Source organism: Brevibacterium mcbrellneri ATCC 49030 (assembly GCF_000178455.1).
Taxonomy (GTDB): domain Bacteria; phylum Actinomycetota; class Actinomycetes; order Actinomycetales; family Brevibacteriaceae; genus Brevibacterium; species Brevibacterium mcbrellneri.
In genome coordinates, this window is record NZ_ADNU01000001.1 from 1 (window position 1) to 23005 (window position 23005).

22 protein-coding genes and 1 pseudogene are annotated in these 23005 nt (G+C 59.2%); 10 read left to right on the plus strand and 13 right to left on the minus strand.

Going from position 1 to position 23005, the window contains the following annotated elements:
- Nucleotides 1–474 precede the first annotated feature (474 nt).
- Nucleotides 475–606, minus strand: a complete 132-nt coding sequence (locus HMPREF0183_RS13360) for a hypothetical protein (protein WP_280990782.1) — start codon at nucleotides 604–606, stop codon at nucleotides 475–477.
- Between HMPREF0183_RS13360 and HMPREF0183_RS13115 the strand changes: the two genes are divergently transcribed.
- From HMPREF0183_RS13115 to HMPREF0183_RS00020, 4 genes are all read left to right on the plus strand, one after another.
- The gene (locus HMPREF0183_RS13115) at nucleotides 556–690 is read left to right on the plus strand and encodes a hypothetical protein (protein ID WP_245527068.1); all 135 of its coding nucleotides are present in this window, start codon (nucleotides 556–558) and stop codon (nucleotides 688–690) included. The genes HMPREF0183_RS13360 and HMPREF0183_RS13115 overlap by 51 nt on opposite strands.
- A gap of 187 nt (nucleotides 691–877) precedes the next feature.
- Entirely contained in the window at nucleotides 878–1906 is a 1029-nt protein-coding gene (locus HMPREF0183_RS00010; protein WP_005881367.1) for a L,D-transpeptidase family protein, read from the plus strand.
- Between the two features lie 255 nt (nucleotides 1907–2161).
- Entirely contained in the window at nucleotides 2162–2548 is a 387-nt protein-coding gene (locus HMPREF0183_RS13365; RefSeq protein ID WP_005881368.1) for an iron chaperone, read from the plus strand.
- Between the two features lie 339 nt (nucleotides 2549–2887).
- The gene (locus HMPREF0183_RS00020; protein ID WP_156798008.1) at nucleotides 2888–3520 is read left to right on the plus strand and encodes a DUF6891 domain-containing protein; all 633 of its coding nucleotides are present in this window, start codon (nucleotides 2888–2890) and stop codon (nucleotides 3518–3520) included.
- Between the two features lie 109 nt (nucleotides 3521–3629).
- On the opposite strand, the gene HMPREF0183_RS00025 is transcribed toward HMPREF0183_RS00020, so the two are convergent.
- From HMPREF0183_RS00025 to HMPREF0183_RS00035, 3 genes are all read right to left on the minus strand, one after another.
- A complete protein-coding gene (locus HMPREF0183_RS00025) occupies nucleotides 3630–4616 on the minus strand; it encodes a phosphotriesterase family protein (RefSeq protein WP_005881372.1) in 987 nt (328 codons plus the stop codon).
- Nucleotides 4617–4738: 122 nt separating this feature from the next.
- Complete coding sequence (arsB, locus tag HMPREF0183_RS00030) at nucleotides 4739–5740, minus strand: ACR3 family arsenite efflux transporter (RefSeq protein WP_005881374.1); 1002 nt, start codon at nucleotides 5738–5740, stop codon at nucleotides 4739–4741.
- A 106-nt stretch (nucleotides 5741–5846) separates the two neighbouring features.
- Complete coding sequence (locus HMPREF0183_RS00035; RefSeq protein ID WP_005881376.1) at nucleotides 5847–6266, minus strand: arsenate-mycothiol transferase ArsC; 420 nt, start codon at nucleotides 6264–6266, stop codon at nucleotides 5847–5849.
- A gap of 217 nt (nucleotides 6267–6483) precedes the next feature.
- Between HMPREF0183_RS00035 and HMPREF0183_RS00040 the strand changes: the two genes are divergently transcribed.
- A complete protein-coding gene (locus tag HMPREF0183_RS00040) occupies nucleotides 6484–9015 on the plus strand; it encodes an ExeM/NucH family extracellular endonuclease (RefSeq protein ID WP_005881379.1) in 2532 nt (843 codons plus the stop codon).
- Nucleotides 9016–9124: 109 nt separating this feature from the next.
- Here the strand turns inward: HMPREF0183_RS00040 and HMPREF0183_RS00045 are convergent, their stop codons facing one another.
- Nucleotides 9125–9934: an enoyl-CoA hydratase gene (locus HMPREF0183_RS00045; protein WP_005881381.1), complete on the minus strand. Its 810-nt coding sequence runs from the start codon at nucleotides 9932–9934 to the stop codon at nucleotides 9125–9127.
- Between the two features lie 17 nt (nucleotides 9935–9951).
- Entirely contained in the window at nucleotides 9952–10152 is a 201-nt protein-coding gene (locus HMPREF0183_RS00050) for an FAD-dependent oxidoreductase (protein ID WP_169309642.1), read from the minus strand.
- A 48-nt stretch (nucleotides 10153–10200) separates the two neighbouring features.
- Here HMPREF0183_RS00050 and HMPREF0183_RS00055 point away from each other — a divergent pair, with 48 nt between their 5' ends.
- Complete coding sequence (locus tag HMPREF0183_RS00055) at nucleotides 10201–10464, plus strand: hypothetical protein (protein ID WP_040347448.1); 264 nt, start codon at nucleotides 10201–10203, stop codon at nucleotides 10462–10464.
- Here the strand turns inward: HMPREF0183_RS00055 and HMPREF0183_RS00060 are convergent.
- From HMPREF0183_RS00060 to HMPREF0183_RS00070, 3 genes are read right to left on the minus strand one after another with little or no spacing between them, the layout of a single operon-like run.
- Nucleotides 10445–10900, minus strand: a complete 456-nt coding sequence (locus tag HMPREF0183_RS00060) for a DUF488 domain-containing protein (protein ID WP_005881385.1) — start codon at nucleotides 10898–10900, stop codon at nucleotides 10445–10447. The genes HMPREF0183_RS00055 and HMPREF0183_RS00060 overlap by 20 nt on opposite strands.
- Nucleotides 10901–10904: 4 nt before the next feature.
- Entirely contained in the window at nucleotides 10905–12137 is a 1233-nt protein-coding gene (locus HMPREF0183_RS00065) for an NAD(P)/FAD-dependent oxidoreductase (RefSeq protein WP_005881387.1), read from the minus strand.
- The gene (locus tag HMPREF0183_RS00070; protein ID WP_005881389.1) at nucleotides 12134–12760 is read right to left on the minus strand and encodes a hypothetical protein; all 627 of its coding nucleotides are present in this window, start codon (nucleotides 12758–12760) and stop codon (nucleotides 12134–12136) included. The genes HMPREF0183_RS00065 and HMPREF0183_RS00070 overlap by 4 nt, the downstream gene beginning before the upstream one ends.
- Before the next feature lie 155 nt (nucleotides 12761–12915).
- Between HMPREF0183_RS00070 and HMPREF0183_RS00075 the strand changes: the two genes are divergently transcribed.
- The 3 genes and pseudogenes from HMPREF0183_RS00075 (at nucleotide 12916) to HMPREF0183_RS00085 (ending at nucleotide 15928) form a co-directional block, all read left to right on the plus strand.
- Nucleotides 12916–14070 carry an ImmA/IrrE family metallo-endopeptidase gene (locus HMPREF0183_RS00075; RefSeq protein WP_005881392.1) on the plus strand — a complete coding sequence of 385 codons (1155 nt, stop codon included), beginning with the start codon at nucleotides 12916–12918 and terminating at the stop codon, nucleotides 14068–14070.
- Nucleotides 14070–14551: pseudogene (locus HMPREF0183_RS13125) on the plus strand (DUF4411 family protein). The gene HMPREF0183_RS00075 and the pseudogene HMPREF0183_RS13125 overlap by 1 nt, the downstream one beginning before the upstream one ends.
- 123 nt (nucleotides 14552–14674) lie before the next feature.
- A complete protein-coding gene (locus HMPREF0183_RS00085; protein ID WP_005881396.1) occupies nucleotides 14675–15928 on the plus strand; it encodes a CobW family GTP-binding protein in 1254 nt (417 codons plus the stop codon).
- A gap of 62 nt (nucleotides 15929–15990) precedes the next feature.
- Here the strand turns inward: HMPREF0183_RS00085 and HMPREF0183_RS00090 are convergent, their stop codons facing one another.
- Nucleotides 15991–16770, minus strand: coding sequence for a MerR family transcriptional regulator (locus tag HMPREF0183_RS00090; RefSeq protein WP_005881398.1), 780 nt, complete (start codon nucleotides 16768–16770; stop codon nucleotides 15991–15993).
- Between the two features lie 27 nt (nucleotides 16771–16797).
- Complete coding sequence (locus tag HMPREF0183_RS00095; RefSeq protein ID WP_005881400.1) at nucleotides 16798–17706, minus strand: DUF2268 domain-containing putative Zn-dependent protease; 909 nt, start codon at nucleotides 17704–17706, stop codon at nucleotides 16798–16800.
- A 283-nt stretch (nucleotides 17707–17989) separates the two neighbouring features.
- Between HMPREF0183_RS00095 and HMPREF0183_RS00100 the strand changes: the two genes are divergently transcribed.
- Nucleotides 17990–19435 carry an ATP-binding protein gene (locus tag HMPREF0183_RS00100; RefSeq protein ID WP_040347463.1) on the plus strand — a complete coding sequence of 482 codons (1446 nt, stop codon included), beginning with the start codon at nucleotides 17990–17992 and terminating at the stop codon, nucleotides 19433–19435.
- Between the two features lie 124 nt (nucleotides 19436–19559).
- Here HMPREF0183_RS00100 and HMPREF0183_RS11905 read toward each other — a convergent pair whose 3' ends face one another.
- Nucleotides 19560–21191 (minus strand): serine hydrolase domain-containing protein, encoded by a 1632-nt coding sequence (locus HMPREF0183_RS11905; protein ID WP_050775285.1) that lies wholly within the window; start codon nucleotides 21189–21191, stop codon nucleotides 19560–19562.
- Between the two features lie 68 nt (nucleotides 21192–21259).
- Nucleotides 21260–22720, minus strand: a complete 1461-nt coding sequence (locus tag HMPREF0183_RS00110; protein ID WP_005881406.1) for an APC family permease — start codon at nucleotides 22718–22720, stop codon at nucleotides 21260–21262.
- Nucleotides 22721–23005: the final 285 nt, after the last annotated feature.

Here is a 23005-nt window from a genome sequence, read left to right on the forward strand (position 1 = left end):
AGTTTGACTTGTTCGTCGTAACTGAGCCAGCGCTTGACCATGAGCTCCCTAGAAAATGAAAGGCCCCGGTCATTTGTGCATTGACCCTTGCGGGACTAGAGGCCTGACCGGGGATCTATCACCTCCTACGGTACTTCAACGTGGCCGTCTGGTCAACGTCACGTACCGAAGTCGGCGTCTCCACACCAGAGATCCAACCAACTCTCGACCGAGGTCGAGGCGAGCTGAACGACCATCCCCAAGCTAGTCAGGTTCATGCCGGAACTCCAGCGGCGTGGATCGTGTCAAGGCTGCCGCAGCGCTTCTCTTGATGCTCTGTCCGAATTCGCCGGTGCTCAGGGGCGTACGGGCAAGAGCCTTCCTCACGCCGTGTCCGGTTTCGGTGCTTGTCGTGCCTGACAGGTGAGAGCCTGGCGCATCCCGCTCCCGCGATTGTCTATCCGGCTCTCAGAATAGAAGCCGGTCATGACCGCGCTACAAGCGTTCACCAACCACGAGTTCGGCACGATCCGAACCATCACCTCGGGTGGGCAGGTCCTGTTCTGCGGCCGAGACGTGGCCAACGCCCTCGGCTACCAAGACCCCGCCAACGCCGTGAAGCTGCACTGCAAGGGGGTGGCAAACTACCACCCCCCTTGCAATGCCTGGTGGCGTCCAGCAGGTCAGGTTCAAAGCAGTTTGATGTGTTGAGTAGTTGGGTAACTCGAAGGAAGCGAGTGCCGCAGATAAGAAAAGCCTGAGGGCGCTTACGTCCCTCAGACTCCTGTTTATTCATGATGGGCGACCTTGTGCCCACCTTCGCGTAAACATTTTAAAGCCCCAAACCCCTGCTCCGCTCCTCACCTCGGCCGCCACAAAAGGTCGGTACACTTTTCGTATGAACACGCTTCCCCATCGTTCTGTTTCACTGGCCGTTGCCCTGTGCGCGCTGTTCGCACTCTTGACACCCGTGATCGCCGCCACACCAGCTAACGCTGCGCCACCTCGGCAGGCCACCAGCCAGATCAACGCCGCGGCAAAGAAACACGCAAAGAAGCTAGGCAAAGCAACTAGCAGCATTCGCTGCGGCCTGCGGGGCGGTGGGTGCTACCAAAAGTTCCAAAACGGCTCCATCCACTGGTCGCCTAAGACCGGTGCCCACGCCACGTGGGGTGCGATCCGCTGGATCTGGCAGAACAACAACTGGGAACGCGGCAAGTACGGCTACCCCACCGGCAGCGCGTGGATCGGCAACGACGGGAAACTTCGCCAAAAGTTCCAGCGCGGAACCATCACCACTGGCGTGCTCGCATACGGTCTCCCGCACGGAATCAAACCCAAAGGCGGCCGGCAGATCGTCATCGCACACACCTCGGCCCGATCTTCCAAAACCGGCACCGTAGAACTGTGGGAACTCCGCAACGACGAACGCTGGCACCGCACACACACCTTCAAAGACGCCCGGTTCGGGTACAAGGGACTGGCGACCGCCTCGGACAAGCGGGAAGGCGACGGCAAGACGCCCATGGGGCAATACCGCATCCCATTCACCTTTGGGACCAAGGCGAAACCCAAGGGTACAAGGATCGAATACCGCCGCGCCGACCACAACGACCAGTGGTGTTCACGGTCTGGTTCGCTCCACTACAACACGTGGATGAGCGTGCCTAACCGTAGTTGCCCCGCTAAGGACGCCGAGGTGTTTTCCACAATCCCGCAGTACAGTCACGTGGCCGTGGTGGACTACAACTCGGCGAGGAAAGCGGGGCGGGGTTCGGCGATCTTCGTTCACAAGCACGGGAAAGGTTCGACCGCCGGGTGTGTCTCCGTGACCGGGAAGCAAATGGTCACGCTGGTTACCTGGTTGCGGCCTGAGCAGAATCCTCGGATTGTGATCGCTCCCCGAGGTGAACTGAAGAACCAATAGGCGTGCGGGGTTTGGGGCCTCAGGTGAGCTAAACCCGTTTACTCTACACGCTTCAAACCACTGTGTAGAGTAAACGCCACTTTTGTTCGTTTTGTTCACGTTTTTGGCCCAAAATCGAGCCATTACTCTACACTGCAAGTCCAAAACAGCTCAGGAGTGTAGAGCAACTGGACGAAAAGCAGCCCAGCGCAACTAACGCCCCACCGTCATGTGCGATTTAACTCTGGCACGGCATCTCTCATATACGTTTGAGCCATGGCGTTGAAAACACTGGACGAATTCCTCGGCACGATCCCTCAAGGCGACAAGCGCGACCGTATGGTCGAAGTCCTCGACTGGGTCGCGTCCACCTACCCAGAGCTTGAGTTGCGCATCGCATGGAACCAACCCATGTTCACCCACCACGGGACGTTCATCATCGGTTTTTCAGCCGCGTCGAAACACATGGCCATGGCCCCTGAACGCCACACCATGATCCATTTTGAAGACTTCATGAAAAGCCGGGGTACTGATCATGGCAAGATGTTCGCCCGTCAGCCCTGGGCCAAACCTTTTGATTACGAACTGGCCACCGCGTTTACCGACTACCAACTTGAGACCAAAAAAGACGTCACCAGTTTCTGGATGCCTAAAGAAGGGTAAGCGGCCGTCACGCTGTGCCGCTACGGGACTCCCAAGGCCGAGGTGGTCCGCACTGGGCAGCCAACACTCACCTACCAGCCCCGCACCACCTCGGCGGGCGGGCTGAACCAGTTTACTCTACACACCTCGGACCAGTGTGTAGAGTAAACACCACTTTTGTTCGTTTTGTTCACGTTTTAGGCCCAAAATCGGGCCATTACTCTACACTGCAAGTCCAAAACAGCTCAGGAGTGTAGAGCAACTGGACGAAAAGCAGCCCACCACAACTCAGGGAAATCCAGTTCGATGTGTTGGGTAGTAGAGCAACTGAAAGCCACGCCCCCAACGTAAGATCAAAGTATGACTTCACATGCCATGCTGAACTCGGCTTATCCCCCATCTGAAGCCATCTACTTCCCCCAAACCATCGAGCAAGACATCGCGCTCATGCTGTGCCACGGCGCCACTTACGACGAGGTGTACACCTACTACACGCAAGATCCTGAGGATGACCCGTGGCAGGATCGCGAAACGAACATCGACCCTCAACCCGAGTCACTCGAAGAACTCATCCGCATGGTCAGCGACGAGTACAAGCGGGCGGTCCCACGCGCCTCGGAAGACGCCACAAAAATCGCGAGCCTTGAGGACGCGTTCAAACAACGCAACCTCGCCTGGTCCTTTGACGAGGGCTGGGACAAAGGTGAAGCCGCACAGGATGGCGTAGAAAAAGCCCGCGAAATCAACGCCAACGGCTACGCCTACTGCACCATGCAAGACGTTGACGGGCTCATTCACACCGGCACGCTCTACATCGGCTATTCCTCCACGAACGCGCAGGAAGAAGAAACCCGCACCATCGGCCACCGGGTGTGCGAAGTGCTGAAAGAACAAGGCCTTAACCCCACGTGGGACGGCAACACGGGAGCGCGCATCGTATGTTCGGACTTGCGCTATGAGGTCGCGCTCGCTGACGACTTCCCGTCTCAGTGACCCGGTAGGGCTGGCTGGACTTCCTACCAAGGCCGAGGTGGTTGGCACGGGGCGACCGGCACCACCTCGCCCGGCACTCACCTCGGCGGGCGGAGCCCAGCGCAGGTCTCTAGCTGAAGTACCGGCGCACGTTGTCCACCAGCATGGTCTGGATCTGCTCCTCGCTCACGCCACGTTCAAGCAGTGCGGGAAGCACGTCTTCGCTGATGTGTCGGTAGTTCCAGTTGGGCACGGCCTGAGCTTTTGCCTGCGGGTCGAACCAGTCGATGAAACACGAAGCGTCGTGCGCGAGCACCATCCTGTCTGCGTATCCGCGTTTGGCCAGTTCAGCTACCGTGTCCACGCGCTGTTCAAACGGCAGCAACACGTCTAGACCAAACCGGTCCATACCCAGGATCGAACCGGCGTCGGCCAGTTCCATGAGGTAGTCCAGTTCGGTTGAGTCACCCGAGTGCCCGATGACCACCTTGGTCAGATCGGCCCCTTCTTCACACAAAACTCGCTGCGCCTCCAAGCCACTGCGATTGTGCACATTGGTGTGCACGGTAATGGGGGCACCAGTGCGCACATGCGCTTGAGCAACCGCCCGCATGACCCGCTCAACACCCGGAGTCAGTCCCTGTTCTTCAATCGCACACTTGAGGAACCCAGCCTTCACGCCCGTTCCGGCGATCCCGTTCTCGATGTCGTTGACGAACATTTCGGTCATGGGTTCGGGCACATCAAACAACAGCCCGGGCCCGGAATAGTGGAACTGGAACGGCACCTCGTTGTACGTGTAGATACCTGTGGCGACCACAATGTTGAGGTCGATCTGCTCAGCGATCCGCTGGATGCGCGGAATATAACGCCCCAGGCCAACCACGGTGGGGTCCAGAATCGAGTCGATTCCTAACGACTTCAACTCGTTCAGATCACGCACAGCCTGCGCGATCTTCTCTTCCTCATCCCAGTCAGCCTGGTAATTCTGCCTAAACTCCTCGCCCACAACAAACACGTGTTCGTGCGCCAGGGTCTTCCCCAACTGCTCAACCGGGATGCTGCCCGTAACCGTGGGCACCATTTTCGTGGCAGATGATTGATCAATGGCGTTCATTTCGTCACTTCCTTGTGAATCGCGTAGCCAAGTACTCGCACACTGTCACGACCTATGCGCTACCAGCAATACTTTCTCAACCCGCGGAACGCCTTACCTACCTCCCACCGCCGAGGTGGGTGTCACCTCGGGGTAGGAACCGAAGAGTCCCCGGGGAACAGACGCGGACCAAGCGCGCGCATCACGTACACCAAGCCAACCAAAACGGGAATTTCAACCAATGGTCCGATGGTTCCAGCAAGGGCCTGCGGTGACGTGGCACCAAACGTGCCGATCGTCACCGCGATTGCAAGCTCAAAGTTGTTACCCGCGGCAGTAAACGCCGTCGACGCGCTCTGCGCGTAGTTCATCCCTGATGCGCGAGACGCAATCAGAGCTACAGCAAACATGCCCACGAAGTACACCAGTAACGGCACAGCCACCCGCGCCACGCTCAACGGATTGTTCAGAACCTGTGTTCCTTGAAGGCAGAACAACACAACGATCGTGTAAAGCAGTCCCAGCATGGCTAACGGTGAAATACGTGGAATGAAGTGGTTCTCAAACCATTCTCTTCCCTGTAGTCGCTCGCCCAATACACGCGAAAGAACTCCCAAAGCCAACGGGACTCCAAGGAAGATCAAGACACTTTTGACGATTGCCCAAAACGAAAAGTCGGCACTAGCCGTGTCCAAACCAAGCCAGCCCGGAAGGATCTGAAGATAAAACCAACCCAAAACCGAAAACATGAGTAGCTGAAACACGGAGTTGATCGCCACTAACACTGCTGTTGCTTCACGGTCTGCACACGACAAATCACTCCACACAAGCACCATGGCAATGCATCGCGCCAGACCCACAATGATGAGACCAGTTCTCAGTTCCGGCTCGTTTGCCAGAAACACCCACGCGAGCACAAACATGAGAAGTGGCCCGGCCACCCAGTTGAGTAGTAGCGAGAGAACCATCAGCTTGCGATCGCGTGCGATTTCCCGCGCCTTGTCAAAGCGGACTTTTGCGAGTGGCGGGTACATCATGACCAGCAGGCCAAGTGCAATCGGCAACGAGATGTCACTGATCTTGAATCGGTTCAGAAGGTCTGAACTCTGCGGAACCCACACGCTAAGAGCTACCCCTACGGCCATTGCGCAAAGGATAAAAACGGGAAGCAAGCGATCTAACGCGGAGAGTTTTGGAGTTTCAGATGCGGACGGTGCAGGCACAGAATTCCTGTTCGATCAGTGGTGTGGTCTAGCAGTGAGATGTAAGTTGAGCGATCAAGGCATCGACTCGCTTACTGATTTCATCTCGGATGAGTGTCATGCGTTCTTCGCCTTCAATTCCTCGGAGAGAAGGTTCGTCGATGTCCCACGTTTCAACCGAACCACGCATGCCTTCAACCTGATCGACCTGAGCAGTTCCACCAACAACGACAACACGGTCCACTGAACGTAACAGATCAGGGTCAATAGGTTTGGGGTATTCGCCTTTGAACGACGCCCCCACCGCTTCAACACTCTTACGCGATTCTTCATTCAAAGAATTTCCCGGTTGGGTTCCGCCTGAAAACACATCGATTGCATTTCCTGCCTTCTTACGTGCTAGAGCAGCAGCCATCTGGCTTTTGCCACCGTTCTTGACGCACACAAAAAGAACGCTTGGTTTCTTCATGGGTTTCCTCACATGGCGAATGGGTCGACTCTAAAACACCTAGTGTCATTGTAATGACCGGGCACTCGACACGCTGTCGCGTCACCAACCCCACGTAACCAACTGTTCAACTGAGGTTGAACATCACACCACCTACCTGGGCGCATATTCGACTAGCGTCGAAACGTCAATACTCACGCACCTATCCCCATCCCCACTCCCGAGGATTTGGACACTCATGTCGCACACACAAACCCGCTCACTGTTCGCAGTGTTAGCCCTGCTGATCGCTTCGGTAGCACTGCCTGTGCTGCCAGCGCTGGCGGCTAACAAGATCTACATTTCAGAAATCGCATACGCCGACAACACCGGCGACTTCATCGAAATCGCAGCCCCTGCAGGCACCAAGTTGGACGGCTGGAAGGTGGGCACAGTCACCCGAGGTGGCACCGTCCAAGACGCCACCAACGTCCGCACGCTCGCCAACACCGTCGTGGGCGACTCGGGGGCTGTCGCAATTGAAATCCCCATCACGAACACCGTCAAAAGCGGGGCGCAAACCGATGGAGCTTATGGCGCCTCGGCGTTCTTGATCAGCCCTGAGGGCAAGATCGCGTCCTTTGACACGATCGGCGGCAACGCGGGTAAGCCTGGCGTAGAGGCCGGGTCCAGTGCCCACACGCCCGAGGTGCTCTCCGGCAACCGCGCCACCTCCACCGGGGCGACCGCCGGCAAGGGGAAGTCGATTGCACTGATCAACGGCACATGGGTCGCAGGTGCCCCCACCCCTGGCACGTTGCCTGAAGGTGCAGGCGACCCGAACCCATCGGAGCCCACACCTGAGCCAACGGACGAACCGACAGCTGAGCCGACCTCGGAACCGACTCCAGAACCAACGACGGAACCAACCGAGGAACCAACTCCGGAGCCAACCGACAAGCCCACCGACCCTGCCGAACCAGGTGACGTGACACCGATCCGAGACATCCAGGGCACCAGCGACAAGAGCCCCATGGTGGGCAAGACCGTGACCACCCGCGGGATCGTCACTGCCGCCTACCCCACGGGCGGACTCAACGGGTACTACATCCAAACCCCGGGCACGGGCGATGCTGAGCACGACCTCGGCGGGCCGTCTGACGGGATTTTCGTGTACTCCTCAGACACCGTCAAGGACGTCAAGCGCGGTGACTTTGTGCAGGTCAACGGGCAGGTGAGCGAGTTCTACGGGCTCACCCAGATTTCTGTGAAGGCCGGTGGCATGAAGCAGCTGAAGGAAGCTGCACCGGAAGTGAAGCCGTACGAAGGTGAGATCCCAACCGGTGACGAAAACCGCGAGTCGCTCGAAGGTATGCTGGTCCAGCCCACCGGCGACATCACGGTGACGGACAACTACTCGACGAACAAGTTCGGCGAGGTTGCGCTCGTCAACGGCAAGGAAGCGCTCTACCAGCCCACCGACAAGTTCCGTCCGGGCTCAAAGGAAGCCACCGACCTCGCTAAACGCAACAGCGAGCGCACCTACCTGCTGGACGACGGGTCCACCCTGAACTTTCTCACCAAGGCGCAGGGTACCCCGGTTTCCTACCTGGACAACGAACAGCCGGTGAGGGTCGGCGCGGAGGTGACGTTCACCTCGGCGGCAGTGTTCAGCTACGGCCACGAAGCCTGGCGCCTGCAGCCCGTGGGGGCACTCACGGACGCCGAGGCGGGAGTCGACGAACCTGCCAAGTTCGGCAACGACCGCCCTGCCTCCCCGGAACTGTCCGGCGGGAAACTCGCGAGCTTCAACGTGCTCAACTTCTTCCCCACCACCGGTGACCAGCTCAAGGGCTGCTCCTACTACAAGGACCGCGAAGGCAACCCCGTCACCGTCAACGGAGGCTGTGACGCTCGCGGGGCAGCGAACCTCGAGTCGCTGAGCCGCCAGCAGATCAAGATCCTCAACGCGATCAACCAGATGGACGTTGCGGTGCTGTCGCTGGAAGAGTTGGAGAACTCGGAGAAGTTCGGCAAGAACCGTGACTTCGCGATTAGCTACCTGGTGCGTCAGCTCAACAAGCAGGCTGGGTACGGCAAGTGGGCGGCTGTGACATCGCCTAAGTCCGTGCCAGCTACGGGTGACGACGTGATCCGCACCGGCTTTATCTACCAGCCGGCGCACGCTGACACTGAGGGCACCTCGGAGATTCTGGATAACCCGGCGTTTTCGAATGCGCGCGCACCGCTGGCACAAGAGTTCGTGCTGAAGAAGGACGGGAAAACAACAGGGGAATCGTTCGTGGCGGTGGTGAACCACTTCAAGTCGAAGGGTTCAGGTAAGGGCCCGGGCAACGAGGATTCTGGTGACGGTCAGGGCAACTCCAACGCTGACCGCGTGAAGCAGGCCAAGGCCGTGGTCACGTTTGCCGATGCGATGAAGAAGAAGGCACAGACTGACAACGTGTTCCTGTTGGGTGACTTCAACTCCTACACGCAGGAAGACCCCATGCAGGAGTTCTACAAGGCAGGCTACGTTGACGCGGGCGAAAAGTTTGAGGCTGAGCCGACTTACGTGTTCGGCGGTCAGCTGGGGAGCTTGGACCACGTGCTGGCAAACGATGCCGCCGCCAAGGGGTTGAAGGGGGCGTACACCTGGACCATCAACTCGCGTGAGTCCGTGGCCCTGGAGTACTCCCGCTACAACTACAACGTGACCAACTTCTACGACCCATCACCGTTTAGGTCATCCGACCACGACCCCACGATCGTGGACTTCGACCTGAAGTAGGGGGTTACGTGGCCCTGGCCTGACGGCGCTAAACGAACGATACGGCGCAATATAATGCGCCGTATCGTTCGTTTAGCGCAGCTTACAGCCGGTTGTTTTGCAAACGGTTTTACAGGCGGTTTTGCCACTGGGGTTCGCGTTTGGTGAGGAACGCGTCGATACCTTCTTGCGCGTCGTGGCCCACCGCGTTGTTGGCCATGACTTGGGCCATGTGCGCGTAGGCGTCTTCTGTGCTCAGGTTGATCTGTTCGTAGAAACCGCGTTTGCCCACCGCCACCGTGGCGCTGGAAGCCTTGGCCACCGACAGTGCGACAGCGAGCGTGGCATCTTCCAGTTCCTCTTCGCTCACCACGTGGGAGACTAGGCCAAAATTCAGGGCTTCGTTTGCATCCAGGAGCTCGCCGGTGAGCAGCATGCGAAGTGCGGTTTTGCGCGGGACGGCTCGGCTGAGTGCCACCTGCGGGGTGGAGCAGAACAGGCCGATCTTCACCCCCGGTGTCCCAAATTTCGCCGAGGTGGCAGCCACCGCCAGATCGCACGTGGCTACCAGCTGGCAACCGGCCGCCGTTGCCACACCCTGCACTTGAGCGATGACGGGTTGCGGGATCCGTTGGATGAGCAGCATGAGCTGGGAACACAGGTCGAAAGTGTGTTGCTGGGTGGCGAGGTCTGCGCCCCGGATTTCTTTCAGATCGTGGCCGGAGCTGAACACGTGACCTGCGGTTTTGAGGATGATCGCGTGAACGTCACTGCGTTCGCCTAGTTTGGTGAATACGTCGATGAGGTCCGTCATGACGGGCACGGATAGCGCGTTGCGAGTCTTGAGCGAGTCGATCAACACCGTGGCCACGGTGTTCTCGACGGCCACACGGACGGTGGTGGTTGTGGTGGGTTTCTGTGCGTGAGCTTCGTTGGTCATAGGTTCAGTGTGCCACGTCACTCAGCACTTGTGCTCAACAGGTCAAACACCCGCCGGGCCGTAAACGGCGCCAACGTCATTCCCAAGGTGCCGTGACCGGTGAGGACTGTGACACCTCGGCCGATTTCCTTAAACACCGGCAACCCGTCCGCGGTCATGGAACGGGCACCGATCCGCGCAACCGGCCCGTCAGCGGGGATCTCTACACTCCAGCCCACGCCGGGTTCCACCGCAACTCGCCCGCTCCACTGGCGCAGGAGTTCGTGATGAAGAAGAAGGCACAGACCAACAACGTGTTCCTGTTGGGTGACTTCAACTCCTACACGCAGGAAGACACCATGCAGGAGTTCTACAAGGCTGGCTGCGTGGTCCGTGCCGGTTGGGCTAGTCCGGTTGGCTACTTGGCCCGGCCCCACTCTGACGGAAGTCGACTGGCTACTTGCGACGACCTCGGGCATTTTCTGGCCGAGGTCGTCGCAGTTTCCGCGGAGTGTTTGGGTGAAGCCGTTGCTACGAAATGTGTTCGTTGAGCCAGTCAGCGAGCACGTTGGCGTGGTTGTGAGTGCGATCCTTGGCTGCATACACGAGCACCACTGGCGTGTCGCTGGTGCGCACTGTATCGATGAGAAGGGATAGTTGCCCGAGGTCGTCGTCAGGCACATCTATGTTCCGTGGGACCGCGTTAGTGTTCGTTTGGTGAGGGCGTTGAGTTTCGTTGAGTTCGGCCAGCTGTTGATCGAGTTCGTTGCAGTACCTCTGACTGAACTCCTCGAACTTATCCGGGTCGTGTCCGAACCATTTACGTAGCTCGGGTGATGGCGCGACCTTGGGGAGGTGCGCGAGGAGATTCACTGAGTCTTTCTTCACCCCGCGTGGCCATAAACGGTCTACCAGAATTTCGGTGCCACGATAGTCCACGTCACCGGATCGCAGGTCATGAATTTTGGCTGTTTCAACCCGTTTCATGACTTCAGTCTAGGCGTGTGGCCTTACTCAACAGGTCAAACACCCGCTGAGCCGTAAACGGCGCCAACGTCATTCCTAAGGTGCCGTGACCGGTGAGGACTGTGACACCTCGGCCGATTTCCTTAAACACCGGCAACCCGTCCGCGGTCATGGGGCGGGCGCCGATCCGCGCAACCGCGCCCTCCCGGTCGAGTTCACCGACCGCCGGGACAAGGCGGGTGGCGGCGCGCACCAGGGCGTCAACCCCAGCAGGCGTTGGTGCTGTGCGCGGCTCACCGCCAAACCGCATTCCCCCTGATAGGCGCACACGTGTGTCCGCCGGGTTGATCACCACGTGGTCGTCAATGCTCATGAGCGCCCGCGAGGCCACCGGCCCGTCAGTGGGGATCTCCACGCTCCAGCCCACGCCAGGTTCCACCGCAACGCGCCCGCCAAAAAGCCTGGCCACCTCGTCGCTTTGGGCACCGGCGGCAATCACGACGTGCCGGGCGCGGAAATGCTCACCGAGGTCGGTCTCCACGGACGCCACTCCCGCACCTGAGGCCGCGCGCCCCGAGGTGACGGTCGCTTGGTGGAAACGAGCGCCTCGGGATTGGGCGGCGTTGCGCACGGTTGTGGTGACGTGGCCGGGGTGGAAGGAAACGTCGTCGGGGTAGAACACTCCTCCAACGATGTCGCTGGCGAGCGCAGGCTCATGGGCACGGGTTTCAGTGGCGTCGAGAAGCTGGCTGCGAACCCCGGCAGGCGCCACGGTGGCGGCTTCGCGCGCTTGGGCGCGCAGGGCTTGCGGTGAGGTAGCCACGTAGAGCCAGCCGGTGCGGCGCAGGTGCAGGTCGGTCGATTCGCGTTGTTCGAGTTCGGCGTAGAGGTCCACGCTGGTGCGTGCCATGTTGTAGATGGTGCGGATGTGGCGTTTGGCGTGTCCGGGGCGTGAGGCCCACGCGAACTTCGACAGCCAGCCCAGCGTGCGTGGTGTCAGCGGGGTGGCGAGCTCTATCCCCTCCCCACCTGCGAGAACAGCTTTGGCCCCGGTGAAAAGGGCGCGTGGGTTGGACATGGGTTGGGCGTAACTTAGCGCCAGAATCCCAGCGTTCGCATACGAGGCGGCAGGCTCTGGCTGCGGGTCAAAAACGTCTACGTCCCACCCGGCGAGCGCACACTCATACGCCAGATAACTGCCCACGATTCCGCCGCCAACAATGATGATCGACTGCGGGCTGGGCGTGGTGGGGCTCATTTCTTACCGAACAGTTTGCCAAAGAAGGACCGTTTCTGAGGCTCCCCGCCGCCGAGGTCGCCCCCACCTTGCGGGTCCGCCAGCGGCTCTGCGTTGGGGTCCGGCGCAGTCGACTGGTACGTGAAGTACTGCCCTTCAACCTCAAATACGTCGTCGCCTGAGCCCACTGCACCCACGGCGCGCGGAAGTTCCTGGATAAGAAGGTCGCCATCCACCTCGGCCGGTTCTTCTTCCCCGCCTTCCTCACGGAACACGAACGCGGACTCGTCAACGACCGGCGTCCCTTCGTTGAGCTCCTCATCACCGGCAAGCAGGTGCCGAACGAGAGTGCCGTCGACGAACACGCGGTAATCCACGAAGCTCATGGAGGACACGGTGCTCGCGACGTGCCAGGTGCCAGGCAGGGTGATCGAGTCGGTTTCGAAGTGGGGTGCGATCAGCATTTCCGGGTCCCACAGAATGGTCCAGTCACCGGGGCGCGTCACCGCAAAGAACTGGTTCGCAGGGTCGTGGAATGCAGTCCACAGGTCGCCCTTCTCCTGTGTGGGGGTAAGTCCCCATGCTTCGAGTTGCTGGGGCGTTACGGGTTCCGTTGTGAGGAGCAGTGATGTTGTCAGTCCCATACGAAAAGCGTAGCCAAATGTGGTCCGTTAGGGAATGGGTTTTCTGGCTGCCACTGGCCTGTGGAAAACCCGGTGTTGCCGATTTCGGCCCGGTAAAATTATGCGCATTGAGTAGGTGAGCACATGACTCAGGATCGTGAAAGGAGGTGCAAACGATGAGCGTTCGAGTTGATGTTCAACCCAGGCTTTTAGAGTGGGCAGTCGAACGAGCCGGGTGGGACCGCGAAACTACGATTGATCGTGTTCCAAGCTTTAGCGACTGGGTCGCTGGGGTGAAAAAACCCACGTTGAAACAACTCGAGAAGTTCGCACGCGATACCCACGCTCCCTTAGGGCTCATGTTCTTACCGGAACCTCCGGATGAAACCGTTCCCATTCCCGACATGCGAACGTTCGGCAATAAGCAGGTAACACGACCCTCGGCGGATCTACTCGACACGATTTATTTGTGCCAGGACCGGCAGGATTGGTACCGGACATACGTGCAGACGAACGATGTAGAACCGCCAAACCTCATCCCACACGTGACCACGGCAACACCAGCTACAGTTGTGGCGCGTCACATGAGGGAGAAGCTGGATCTGCCGAGCCTGGGTCACGTTGCCTCCAGTCGGCAGCAGACGATTCGCTACCTGATTGACCGTATTGAAGGCCTTGGGGTCTTAGTCATGATCAACGGCGTTGTTGGTACGAACACCCACCGTAAACTCAACCCACAAGAGTTTCGAGGTTTTGCACTTGCAGACCCCTTAGCGCCGTTGATCTTCGTCAACGGTGCTGACACAAAAGCGGCACAGATTTTTACCCTGATTCACGAGTTCGCACATATCATTTTGGGCTCCAGCACCTTGTCTGACGCTTCCACGCACCTGGAAAACGGCGTGCATGAAGAAGAGTGGTGCAATCAGGTTGCCGCCGAAGTTCTAGTACCGCTCGATGCTCTACAACATGACTTTTCCGGAGAAGAATCTGTTGAGGAGCTCGAACGTTTGTCCAACACGTTCCAGGTCAGTACCTTGGTTATTCTCAAGCGGCTTTTCGACGCCCACTTGATTACGTGGGAGGAATACCGCGCACGCTATGTAACCGAGCAAAAGAGAATCGGTGAAATCCTAGCCTCCCAAAAGCCGTCAAAAGCTGGAGGCAACTTCTATAACACTCAACTCATTCGGCTTAGTCGCACGTTTGCCAGCGCCGTTATTGCAAGTGCTATGGAAGGGTCTACGGCATATCGTCAGGCATATCAATTACTGGGCACAAAGGAACGCTCTACGTTCGACACCATGGCCAGCGAACTGGGGATAGCCTGATGTACTTGCTCGACTCCAACGTTTTCATCGAAGCCAAGAACCGATACTACCCAGCTGATATCGCTCCTGGTTTTTGGACGTGGCTCGGGCTGGTTCATCAGCAATCTATTGCCTGCAGTATCGAGGCAGTGCGCAGTGAGCTTCTCGTAGGCGAAGACGAGCTCGCCGAATGGGCAGACACCCACGCCTCATTCTTCAAACCAATAGACATCCAAGCCACTTCCGCGAGCTTTCAACCTGGGCACAGTCACAGAATTGCAAACCCGTAGCCATCAATCAGTTCACAAACAATCATGCCGACTACCTTTTAATCGCCTATGCCATGGCACGCGGGTACACAGTTGCCACCATGGAAAAGTCGCAACCGGGGGCACGTAGACGAATCCTCATACCCGACGTGTGTAAGGCAATGAAAGTGAACACTGTCGATACGTTTGGGATGCTCAGAAAGACTGGCGCGCGACTAATTCTGCAGCCTTAATAAGCTCTGGGCGAGTTTCTGCGCTTGAAGCCACCACCAAACGCATGAGCACACTCACCGCCAAGCATGTCCCATCACCGCACCTGCTAGCCCCGGTGCCAACGATTCATTACCCTGTATCGCGTGACGCACACGAACCAAGGCCACGACTCCCGCTCCGGCACGCCAGCCGGCACCCCGGCTGACCCCACCCCAACCAACACCTCGGCCGGCTCCCTCGCCGAAACCCCAGCCACCTCCCCTACCAGCGCGAACCTGACCCACGTGCGCTCGCCCGTCCCGGTGATCCTGCTGACCGGCTACCTGGGCGCTGGCAAAACCAGCGTGCTGAACAACCTGCTCCGTCACCCCAGCGCGCGAGTGGGTGTGATTGTCAACGACTTTGGTGAACTCAACATCGACGCCGGACTGATCAGCAATCAGGTCAACGAACCAGTCGCCATTTCTGGTGGCTGCATCTGTTGCCTCACCGACGCCGGTGGCCTCGAGGACGCCCTCGCCGCCATGGCCGCACCCAAACACCAACTCGACGCGATCGTGGTTGAAGCCAGCGGTTTCGCCGAACCACTCACCCTGGCCCGCCTGGTCTCCCGCTGGGGCCGAGGTCGTTTCCGCTTAGGCGGCGTCATCGACGTGATCGACGCGTGCGAACATTTTTCCACCGTCGACCAGGGCGGCATTCCACCACTTCGCTACGCCGTGGCCACCCTGGTGCTTGTCAACAAACTCGACCTGATCCCACCCGACCAACGCGACGCACACATGAGCAAAATCCGCGACCGCGTACACAGTCGCAACCCTCGCGCACACGTCGTGAGCACCGTCCTGGGCAGGATCGACCCGCACCTACTCTTCGACGGGTCACCCGAACCCAGCACCAAAACCCCTACCACCTCGGCCGGGGAAACCAACCCCGCCAACCCCGAGTGGCAACAAACCGAACTTCCCCTCCACGACCTCTTCATGGCCTCCTACCGTGAGCGCGACGAAGCACGCCTCGCCTCGATCGACGCGCCTTCTCACGACCACACGCACGCCCACTCCGTCACCGTGGAGGTGCCAGGCGCGGTCAACGCCGAGGTGATTCTCAACTTCCTCGAGGACCTTCCGCCGGGTGCGTATCGGGCGAAGGGGTTTGTCACCGTGCCCACCGGCCGGGGCACGCAAGCGTTCGTGGTGCAGGCGGTGGGACCCAACGTTTTTGCTTCTCGCGCAAAAGACACTGTGGCCGGGAGCGCGCTGGTGGTGATCGGCGCTGACCTGGATGAACACACCGCCGAGGTGGCAACCCGGACCGCTCTAGCGGAGCTTACCGCTGACGGCCCCGCTTCCCCTGGGCTGGAGCGTTTGCGCACCCTAGTGCGACTCCACAGTTAGTGTGTCAGGTTCGGTACAGGCCACCTGTTCTTGAGCGCATCGCAGCGTTCCTGCTCGCCGTCTTAGCCACGGTGTTCCGGCAGGTGCCTTATGTGATTGCGGAGCGCGTCGGCAGCGAATCGTGCAGCAGCCTCGCTACCGAAAGTCAGGTGAAAGTCGCGATTCGACTCGTACTGGTCCGCGACTCCGAGAACCATCGCGGTGGACTTCTCTTTGTCGCCGGAATGTGTTGGCGTTCCAGGGATTTGAGCGAACCAGTTCATGTGCGCGGTCGCCTGTTCTTGGGCGGCTGTGGAATCGGGCTCGTGGCCAGCTTCCTGGAGTTCACGCCAGCGCGCCAGGAGTGCCTCCGTGTCAGCCTTCCATGTCTGTTGTTCGCGAACGGACTTACCATGCCACCACTGATTTGATGCTTCGAACGCGTCGCGTCCCCAACGTTCAACAACCTCGGCTTCGTAGTCATCGTTGAAGCCCTGGAGCATCACGTCCATCTGAGGCGCGCGACCTTCTCGGCGCATCTTCAACGTGTGCTGAACTGCGGTAATGCGACGCTCAAGTGTCTGCCTGTCCGTTTCTAGTCGCCGAAGGTGGACCTGAAGCGCTTCTATCTCAGCGTTGGGGGTATCCTGCGCGTCGAGTACCGTGGCAATCTCGGTAAGAGCCATCCCTGTGTCTCGAAGGAGAAGGATGTGCTGTAGGCGTGCGACCGACTCGGATCTGTAGTAGCGATAGCCGTTGGACCCGACACGGTCGGGCTGAAGCAGCCCGATGCGATGGTAGTAGCGCAATGCGCGACCACTTATCCCTGCTCGTTCGGCGAGTTCCTTGACGGTCCACTCCATCACGTACTCCTCATCACCTCTTAGTCGTCAGCCGCGCCCGGACGGTGCAAGACCAAGGCGAGGCAGAGCCTGCAGCAGGATTTCCGCCGCGGGGGTACGTACGTTTTGCGCCGCGGTCGTGCCTTCGGCTTCGACGTACGCGGCAACCAGCCTCGCTCCGGCAGCATACCCAGCGCCGGTGGGCAGGCCTACCGGCGAACCACCGAAACGTTGTGCTGTGGCATCGCCGAGAACCCACGCCGCGAAGTCCTGCATCCCGGTGATATCAAGCCCGGTCGCGACCTTCGCAAGAACCTGGTCATCAGAGCGGGTCGCATCCGCCACGAAGTGAGTGTATCCAGTGTCGCCGTAGAGTTCTGCGGCGAATGTGTCTGCGAGGCCTTCGGAGATGATGTGCTCCCCAACCGTCACTGTGTTGGGGTTCCATACGATACCGCCGGGCGAATAGCGGACATTGTGATGAAGCTCATGGACGGCGATGGCTTCGAGCCGGTCGAGGACGCGCTGGGTGGGCCACACCGTGATTGCTATGTAGCCACTGATTCCGCCGAACCCCGACAAGCCCTGAACCTCATTGAGAAAATGGTCGTTGGTTGGATCGCCGAGCAGGAGCAACACCTTGAGATCCGGCACGATCACGCTCGGATCGGCGTCCTGCAAAGCGGCGACTCCCGCCTCAAGCGCCCCAGCGACTCGCCTCCACGCATCAGCCTCCACCAGCATCCTCAAACCCTCGTGTAGTTGGTCCGTAGTGTTCTCCCAGTCGAAACCGAAGTTTTGACGGTGGACGGACGCCATATCTAGCCCGTCAGGAATGAAGTGGTACATGCCGGCCATGGGCGCCCACATCTCTCTCGCTAGATCCGCCCGCAGATCGGGGGCTACATCCAAAATCTGCGCCATCGCAGAGGCGCTGTCAATCAATGAAATGGTCATAACGCTTGACTGTAAACATTGACGCTGGGACAAGGTCAACCACCGTCTAATCCAAGGATAATGGTTATCCTTGGATTCAGCGCGTGCACACCAAAGGATAATCATTATCCTTGGGTTCCTAGCTCGTTTTGCCCAGGTTAAACACGATCTTTGGAAAGGTGGCTTGGAAGCCTTTCCGCGTCGAATTTTCGAACTCCCCACAAGCTTCCCACTTAACTTCTCACTCAGCTTCCCAAAGTGTTATGTTGAGTGGGAAGTTAAGTGGGAAGGTAGTGAGCACTCCATGGACACCGAACGCTTAGAGTCAATCGTCCACACACTGCGGCTGGTAGGGACGGACAACCAACCAACCGAAGTCAAGAGCAATGTTGGCAAGTCAATTCGCGAAACCCTCAGCGCGTTCGCAAACGCCAACGGTGGCCTCATCATCCTGGGGCTGGATGAGTCGAACGGCTTTTTACCCGTGGAAGGCTTCGATTCAGCGAAAGCTCAGGACGCACTGGAAACTCGATGCACCCAAACCACACCCCCTGTACGCCCACTCATCGACACAGTTCCCTTTGAAGACTCCTTAGTTGTTGTAGCGGAAGTCAATGAGATGACTTCCGAGGACAAGCCCTGTTACGTCACTGATCAGGGAAAATATGGCGGTAGCTATATACGGGTTGGCGACGGCGACATCCGACTTACACAATACGAAGTCGACCGCCTCATTGAAGAACGAGTACAACCCAAATGGGACGAACAACCCGTACCAGAAGCACAACTTGAAGACCTGCATTCAGACACCGTGAATGCCTACATGGCTGTTCAGCGCGAACGTCGCCCCAAAACATTTAACGGCGGCACCGAAACCGCAATGAAACGTCTGCGCATCCTTAAGGACGGACACCCAACCCTGGCGTCCCTTCTTGTCATGGGCGAGTACCCACAGGAGTTTTATCCGCGCCTCACGGTGACTTTTGCCAGCTTCCCGGGAACAACAAAGGGCTCTGTCACTGAAGGGATTCGTCTCCTCGACAGTCGCACCCTCACCGGAACCATCCCTGAGCTCGTCGATGAAGGCATCGAAGTCGTCAAAAACAACATGCGCACTGCCGCGCTCATTGGCGAAAAGTATCGCTCGGATTTGCCAGACTACCCTCCTATCGCAGTACGCGAAGCGCTTGTGAATGCCCTCATGCACCGCGATTACTCGCCTTACGCGCAAGGCAGCCAGGTGCAAATCAACATGTTCGTTGATCGCCTCGAAATCACGAGTCCGGGAGGATTGTACGGAGGCGTGACTGTCAGAAATCTCGGGGAGCCAGGCGTGAGCTCAACCCGAAACCAACGCCTCTCTTCGTTTCTTGAAGACGTGAAATTTCACACCGAAGGAGGCGGAGCAGGTGTTGTTGCTGAAAACAGGGGCACGGGCATCGCTGTCATTCAACGCTCGCTTGCCGATGCCCGCATGCCACCGCCTGAGTACATCAACCGGCTAGACAGCTTCACCATTGTTTTTCACCGGCGGAGAGTGGCAGAAAAGGAACGCTATGCAAGCGCCTTTGACCAAGTGCTCACCGCGTTGAAGGGTCAGGCCTCTGCCTCTACATCGGAGCTGGTGAAGAGCACAAAACTGAGCCGTACCGCAGTGCAAAAAGCAGTGAACGAACTCATCGCCGAAGATGTCGTCGAGCGCACCGAACCACTGAGAAGTCCTCGGCAGCGCTACCGCATCAAGACATAGTCACTCAGCAAAAAAGTCCGGCGCTACCGAACTCCCCACAAGCTTCCCACTTAACTTCCCACTCAGCTTCCCAAAGCGTTAAGTCGAGTGGGAAGTTAAGTGGGAAGTTGAAAACATGCCCCAGCTAAAGCTTTGTCACCTTCAACTTTTGGATCATCCCGGCTGCGTTGAGCTTCATGGTCACTTCGCGTCCACGCTGCTGACCATCGCGCTCCTCGCCCCACACTTTCCATGTGGCCCCGTGCGCATTGATCCACGTGACCTCAACGCCTCCCAGCCCGGCAGCCACCGAACCTTCACCGCCCACGTACTCACGCACCTCAGCCCAGTGCGTCAGGCGCTCAGCCCTGGGCACATCCATGTCCATGTTGTCTGAAAACACCTGGTCAGCCCCCGAATCATCACACGCAGCAATCATTCGTTCAGCCTGCGCGACCCGTTCGCGCGCCTCGCGCGACGGCGCAAAACTGCACACCGGGTCCACCGCATACACAACGCCAGCCCCAGCGTCACCACCGCCGGAGGCGCCCACACCCTGACGTGCCGGAGTCTCCTCCAACGCTTCAGCCCTGGGCCACGCAACTGATCCGTCACCTCGGCCGCGCACATCCGAAACCAGCGCGTCTAAAGCGTTGGTGGCGACCGCCTCGGCAGGGAAACCAGTCACATTCGCCAACAGCACGACCCCCGTGCCACTTGCCGCATGCCACCTCATGTGCAGCGAAAACCCGGGGTACCCGCCCGAATGCCCCGCACAGTGCCCCAACTCCGTATCGAAATAACACCGCAGCCCATACCCGTAACCCGCGGTCACCACCGCGTCACGGGCGTTGCGCGTGACACTGAGGAGCCGTTGCGCTTGTTGCAGGTCGGCCAGAATCCGGCGCCACGTGCGCTGCTCGCGCGGGTTGCCACCCAGGGGAAACTCGCCGAGGTCGCTCCCACCTTCCCCGCTGGCCTCACCTGCCGCGGTGGCCAGCCCGGCGGCGTCACCAGCCGACTCACCTGCTACCGCGGTTCCGTCCACAGCCGTCATGAGAACATTGATCCAGCGGGCAACATCACGCACCGAGGACGCCAACCCACCAATCGCCGAAAACGCACCGGGCAACGTGAAAGGTTGCGGCTCCAACTCGCCCGCCAGATTCTTCCGATACCCCGTGGCCAGCCTGTCCTGGTCCAGCTCACGCACATCGAACCCCGTGGACTCCAACCCCAGGGGCGTGAGCAGATGAGTGGCGACCACCTCAGTAAACTCCCGGCCCGTGGCCGCCTCCACGAACGCACCCAACAACGCATACCCGTAGTTGGCGTACTCATATCCGGTACCCGTCACGAAGTTGGTGCCCGCAGGCCGCCTCATCAGGTCACGCATGCCGGCGTCACTCAAGGACTCCAAGCGGTCGGCCCACGGGTCGTCATTGGGCAGCCCCGTTGACATGGTCAGCGCATCGCGCACCGTCATCCCGGCAGCCCACGCCGATTCCCGCAGGTCAGGCAACCAGTCCATCAACTCGTCATCCAACGAAGGTGCGGTACCGGATACCGGAATGACACCTCGGCACACGCCCAACACCGTTGCCGCCGTAAATGACTTGGTCATGGACGCGATCCGGAAGATCGCATTCGGGTCACGTTGGGCAACCAACTGGCCACCGGACACGATCCCGTAGGCCAGCTGCGTGACACCTCCCGCCGATGCTTCAGCCTCTAACTCTTCGCACACCTGAGTGAGCACGGACGGGGCGAATGACACGGTGAGTCCTTTCGTGAGCGTGGGGGTTGCGGGAGCTGCGGTTGCGCTCGAGGGGCTGGTGTCTGCGACTACTTCTTAGGCTGTTGTGACTTGCGCTGTTGAGCCTCAACCTCGTGCCGGTGCAGGTGCGCGTACGAGTCACCCAACAGGGCTTTGAGCCCTTCGGTTCGGCTGATCTGCTTCTTCGCGGCCACCGCATAAAGCACGGCACCAATCGCACACCACACACCCAGAATGATGTATTCCGACGGCCACACCAGCGACGACCCCGTGCCCGGCACAATCGCCCACACGATCACCAGCAACGCACCCACTCCACCGATCGCGGGCAGGAAACCCCAGCGCGTGCGGTACGGGCGCTCCAGCTCCGGATACCGCCGAGGTGTCAAGTACTTCGCCAGCACCACCATGAACCACACAATCCCCAAGTACACCCCTCCGGTGTCCAGGAACCACACCACCGCGCCGGGTCCCAGCCACCCCAGTCCCAGCGTGACGGCCGCGGTTGCAATGAGGGCTTTGCGTGGCGTTCCGGTGCGCTCGTCAATGTCCCCCAGCCGAGGTGGTAGCAAGTGGGCGCGCCCCATTGCCACCATGATGCGGGAGCTGGCTACGAACAGCCCAAGGAAGCTGGTCAGCAGACCCAAGAACGCGATCAGGTAGGCGCCAGCACCCAGCCACGCGAACCCAGCTTCACGGAAAGCTGACACGGTTCCCAAGTCCATTTCTGCCACGTCCTGCCAGGGCAACACCCAGGCGGTAGCGGCCAGCACCAGGCAGTAGAAACCTCCGGCAGCAAGGACGGTGAACCCTACGGCGCGGCCAACTTTGCGCGGTGACACGTTGGCGTCCTCAGCCAAGACAGCCACCAGACCAAAACCTGCCAAGAAGGTCATACCGGGAATGATGAAGCGCAGAGTGTCGGCCACCGGTTGCGCATCAGGTGCGTACGCGGGGAAGAAGTTCTGCGGTGAACCCGTGGTAAACCCCACCACAACCAGCGCCAGACCAATCACGACGATCGCCGCGAACATGGCCATCTGCACTTGCGCGCCCACTTCGATCCCAAACCAGTTGAGCAAGAAGAAAACCGCGGTCAGCGCGATACCGATGAGCAGTACGGGCAGGTACACGGTTTCGTCGTTAATGGTGTACAGCGGGATCGTGTTGACCCACGGCACGAACTTCGCCAGGAGGAAACCAAACGCGGTGACGTAAAACGCCAACGAAGACACGTACGCACCCAACAGCATCCACCCGGTGATAAATGCGGCGCCTCGGCCCATCGAGGTGTAGGAGTACACGACCTCGCCACCGGCACGTGGGAACGTGGTGGTCAGCTCCGAATATGCGAGCGCCACACACGCAGCCAACAACACACCAGCGATCAGACCAAAGATCACACCGCCAGCGCCGTATTCGGCAAAAAGTTTGGAGTTGGTGTAGATCCAACTAGTGCCCACGACGCCGGCGACGCCGAAGGCTAAGAGCTGGAACATGTTCAAAGACTTCTTAAGTTCCGCCATCATTGTGTCCTTCTATCGGGGTCGACAGTGACCGCAAGCTATTGCCTACATCACAGAAAAATATACATGGTGAAGCAAAAGTTCCGCAGGATAAAACTTGGGGTGAGGGTGGGGCTTTGGACGGCTGGGGGTGCGGGTCACGCAACACTCACAACCCACTCCATTTGCATTCAACTGAACAGTGTTCAAGACTTGTCCCATGTCTGTAGATAACGCTTCACCAGCCACACAGGGCACAGTTACCCCCACCTCGGCGGGAACACCAACCACCCCGCACGCCTCTAACCC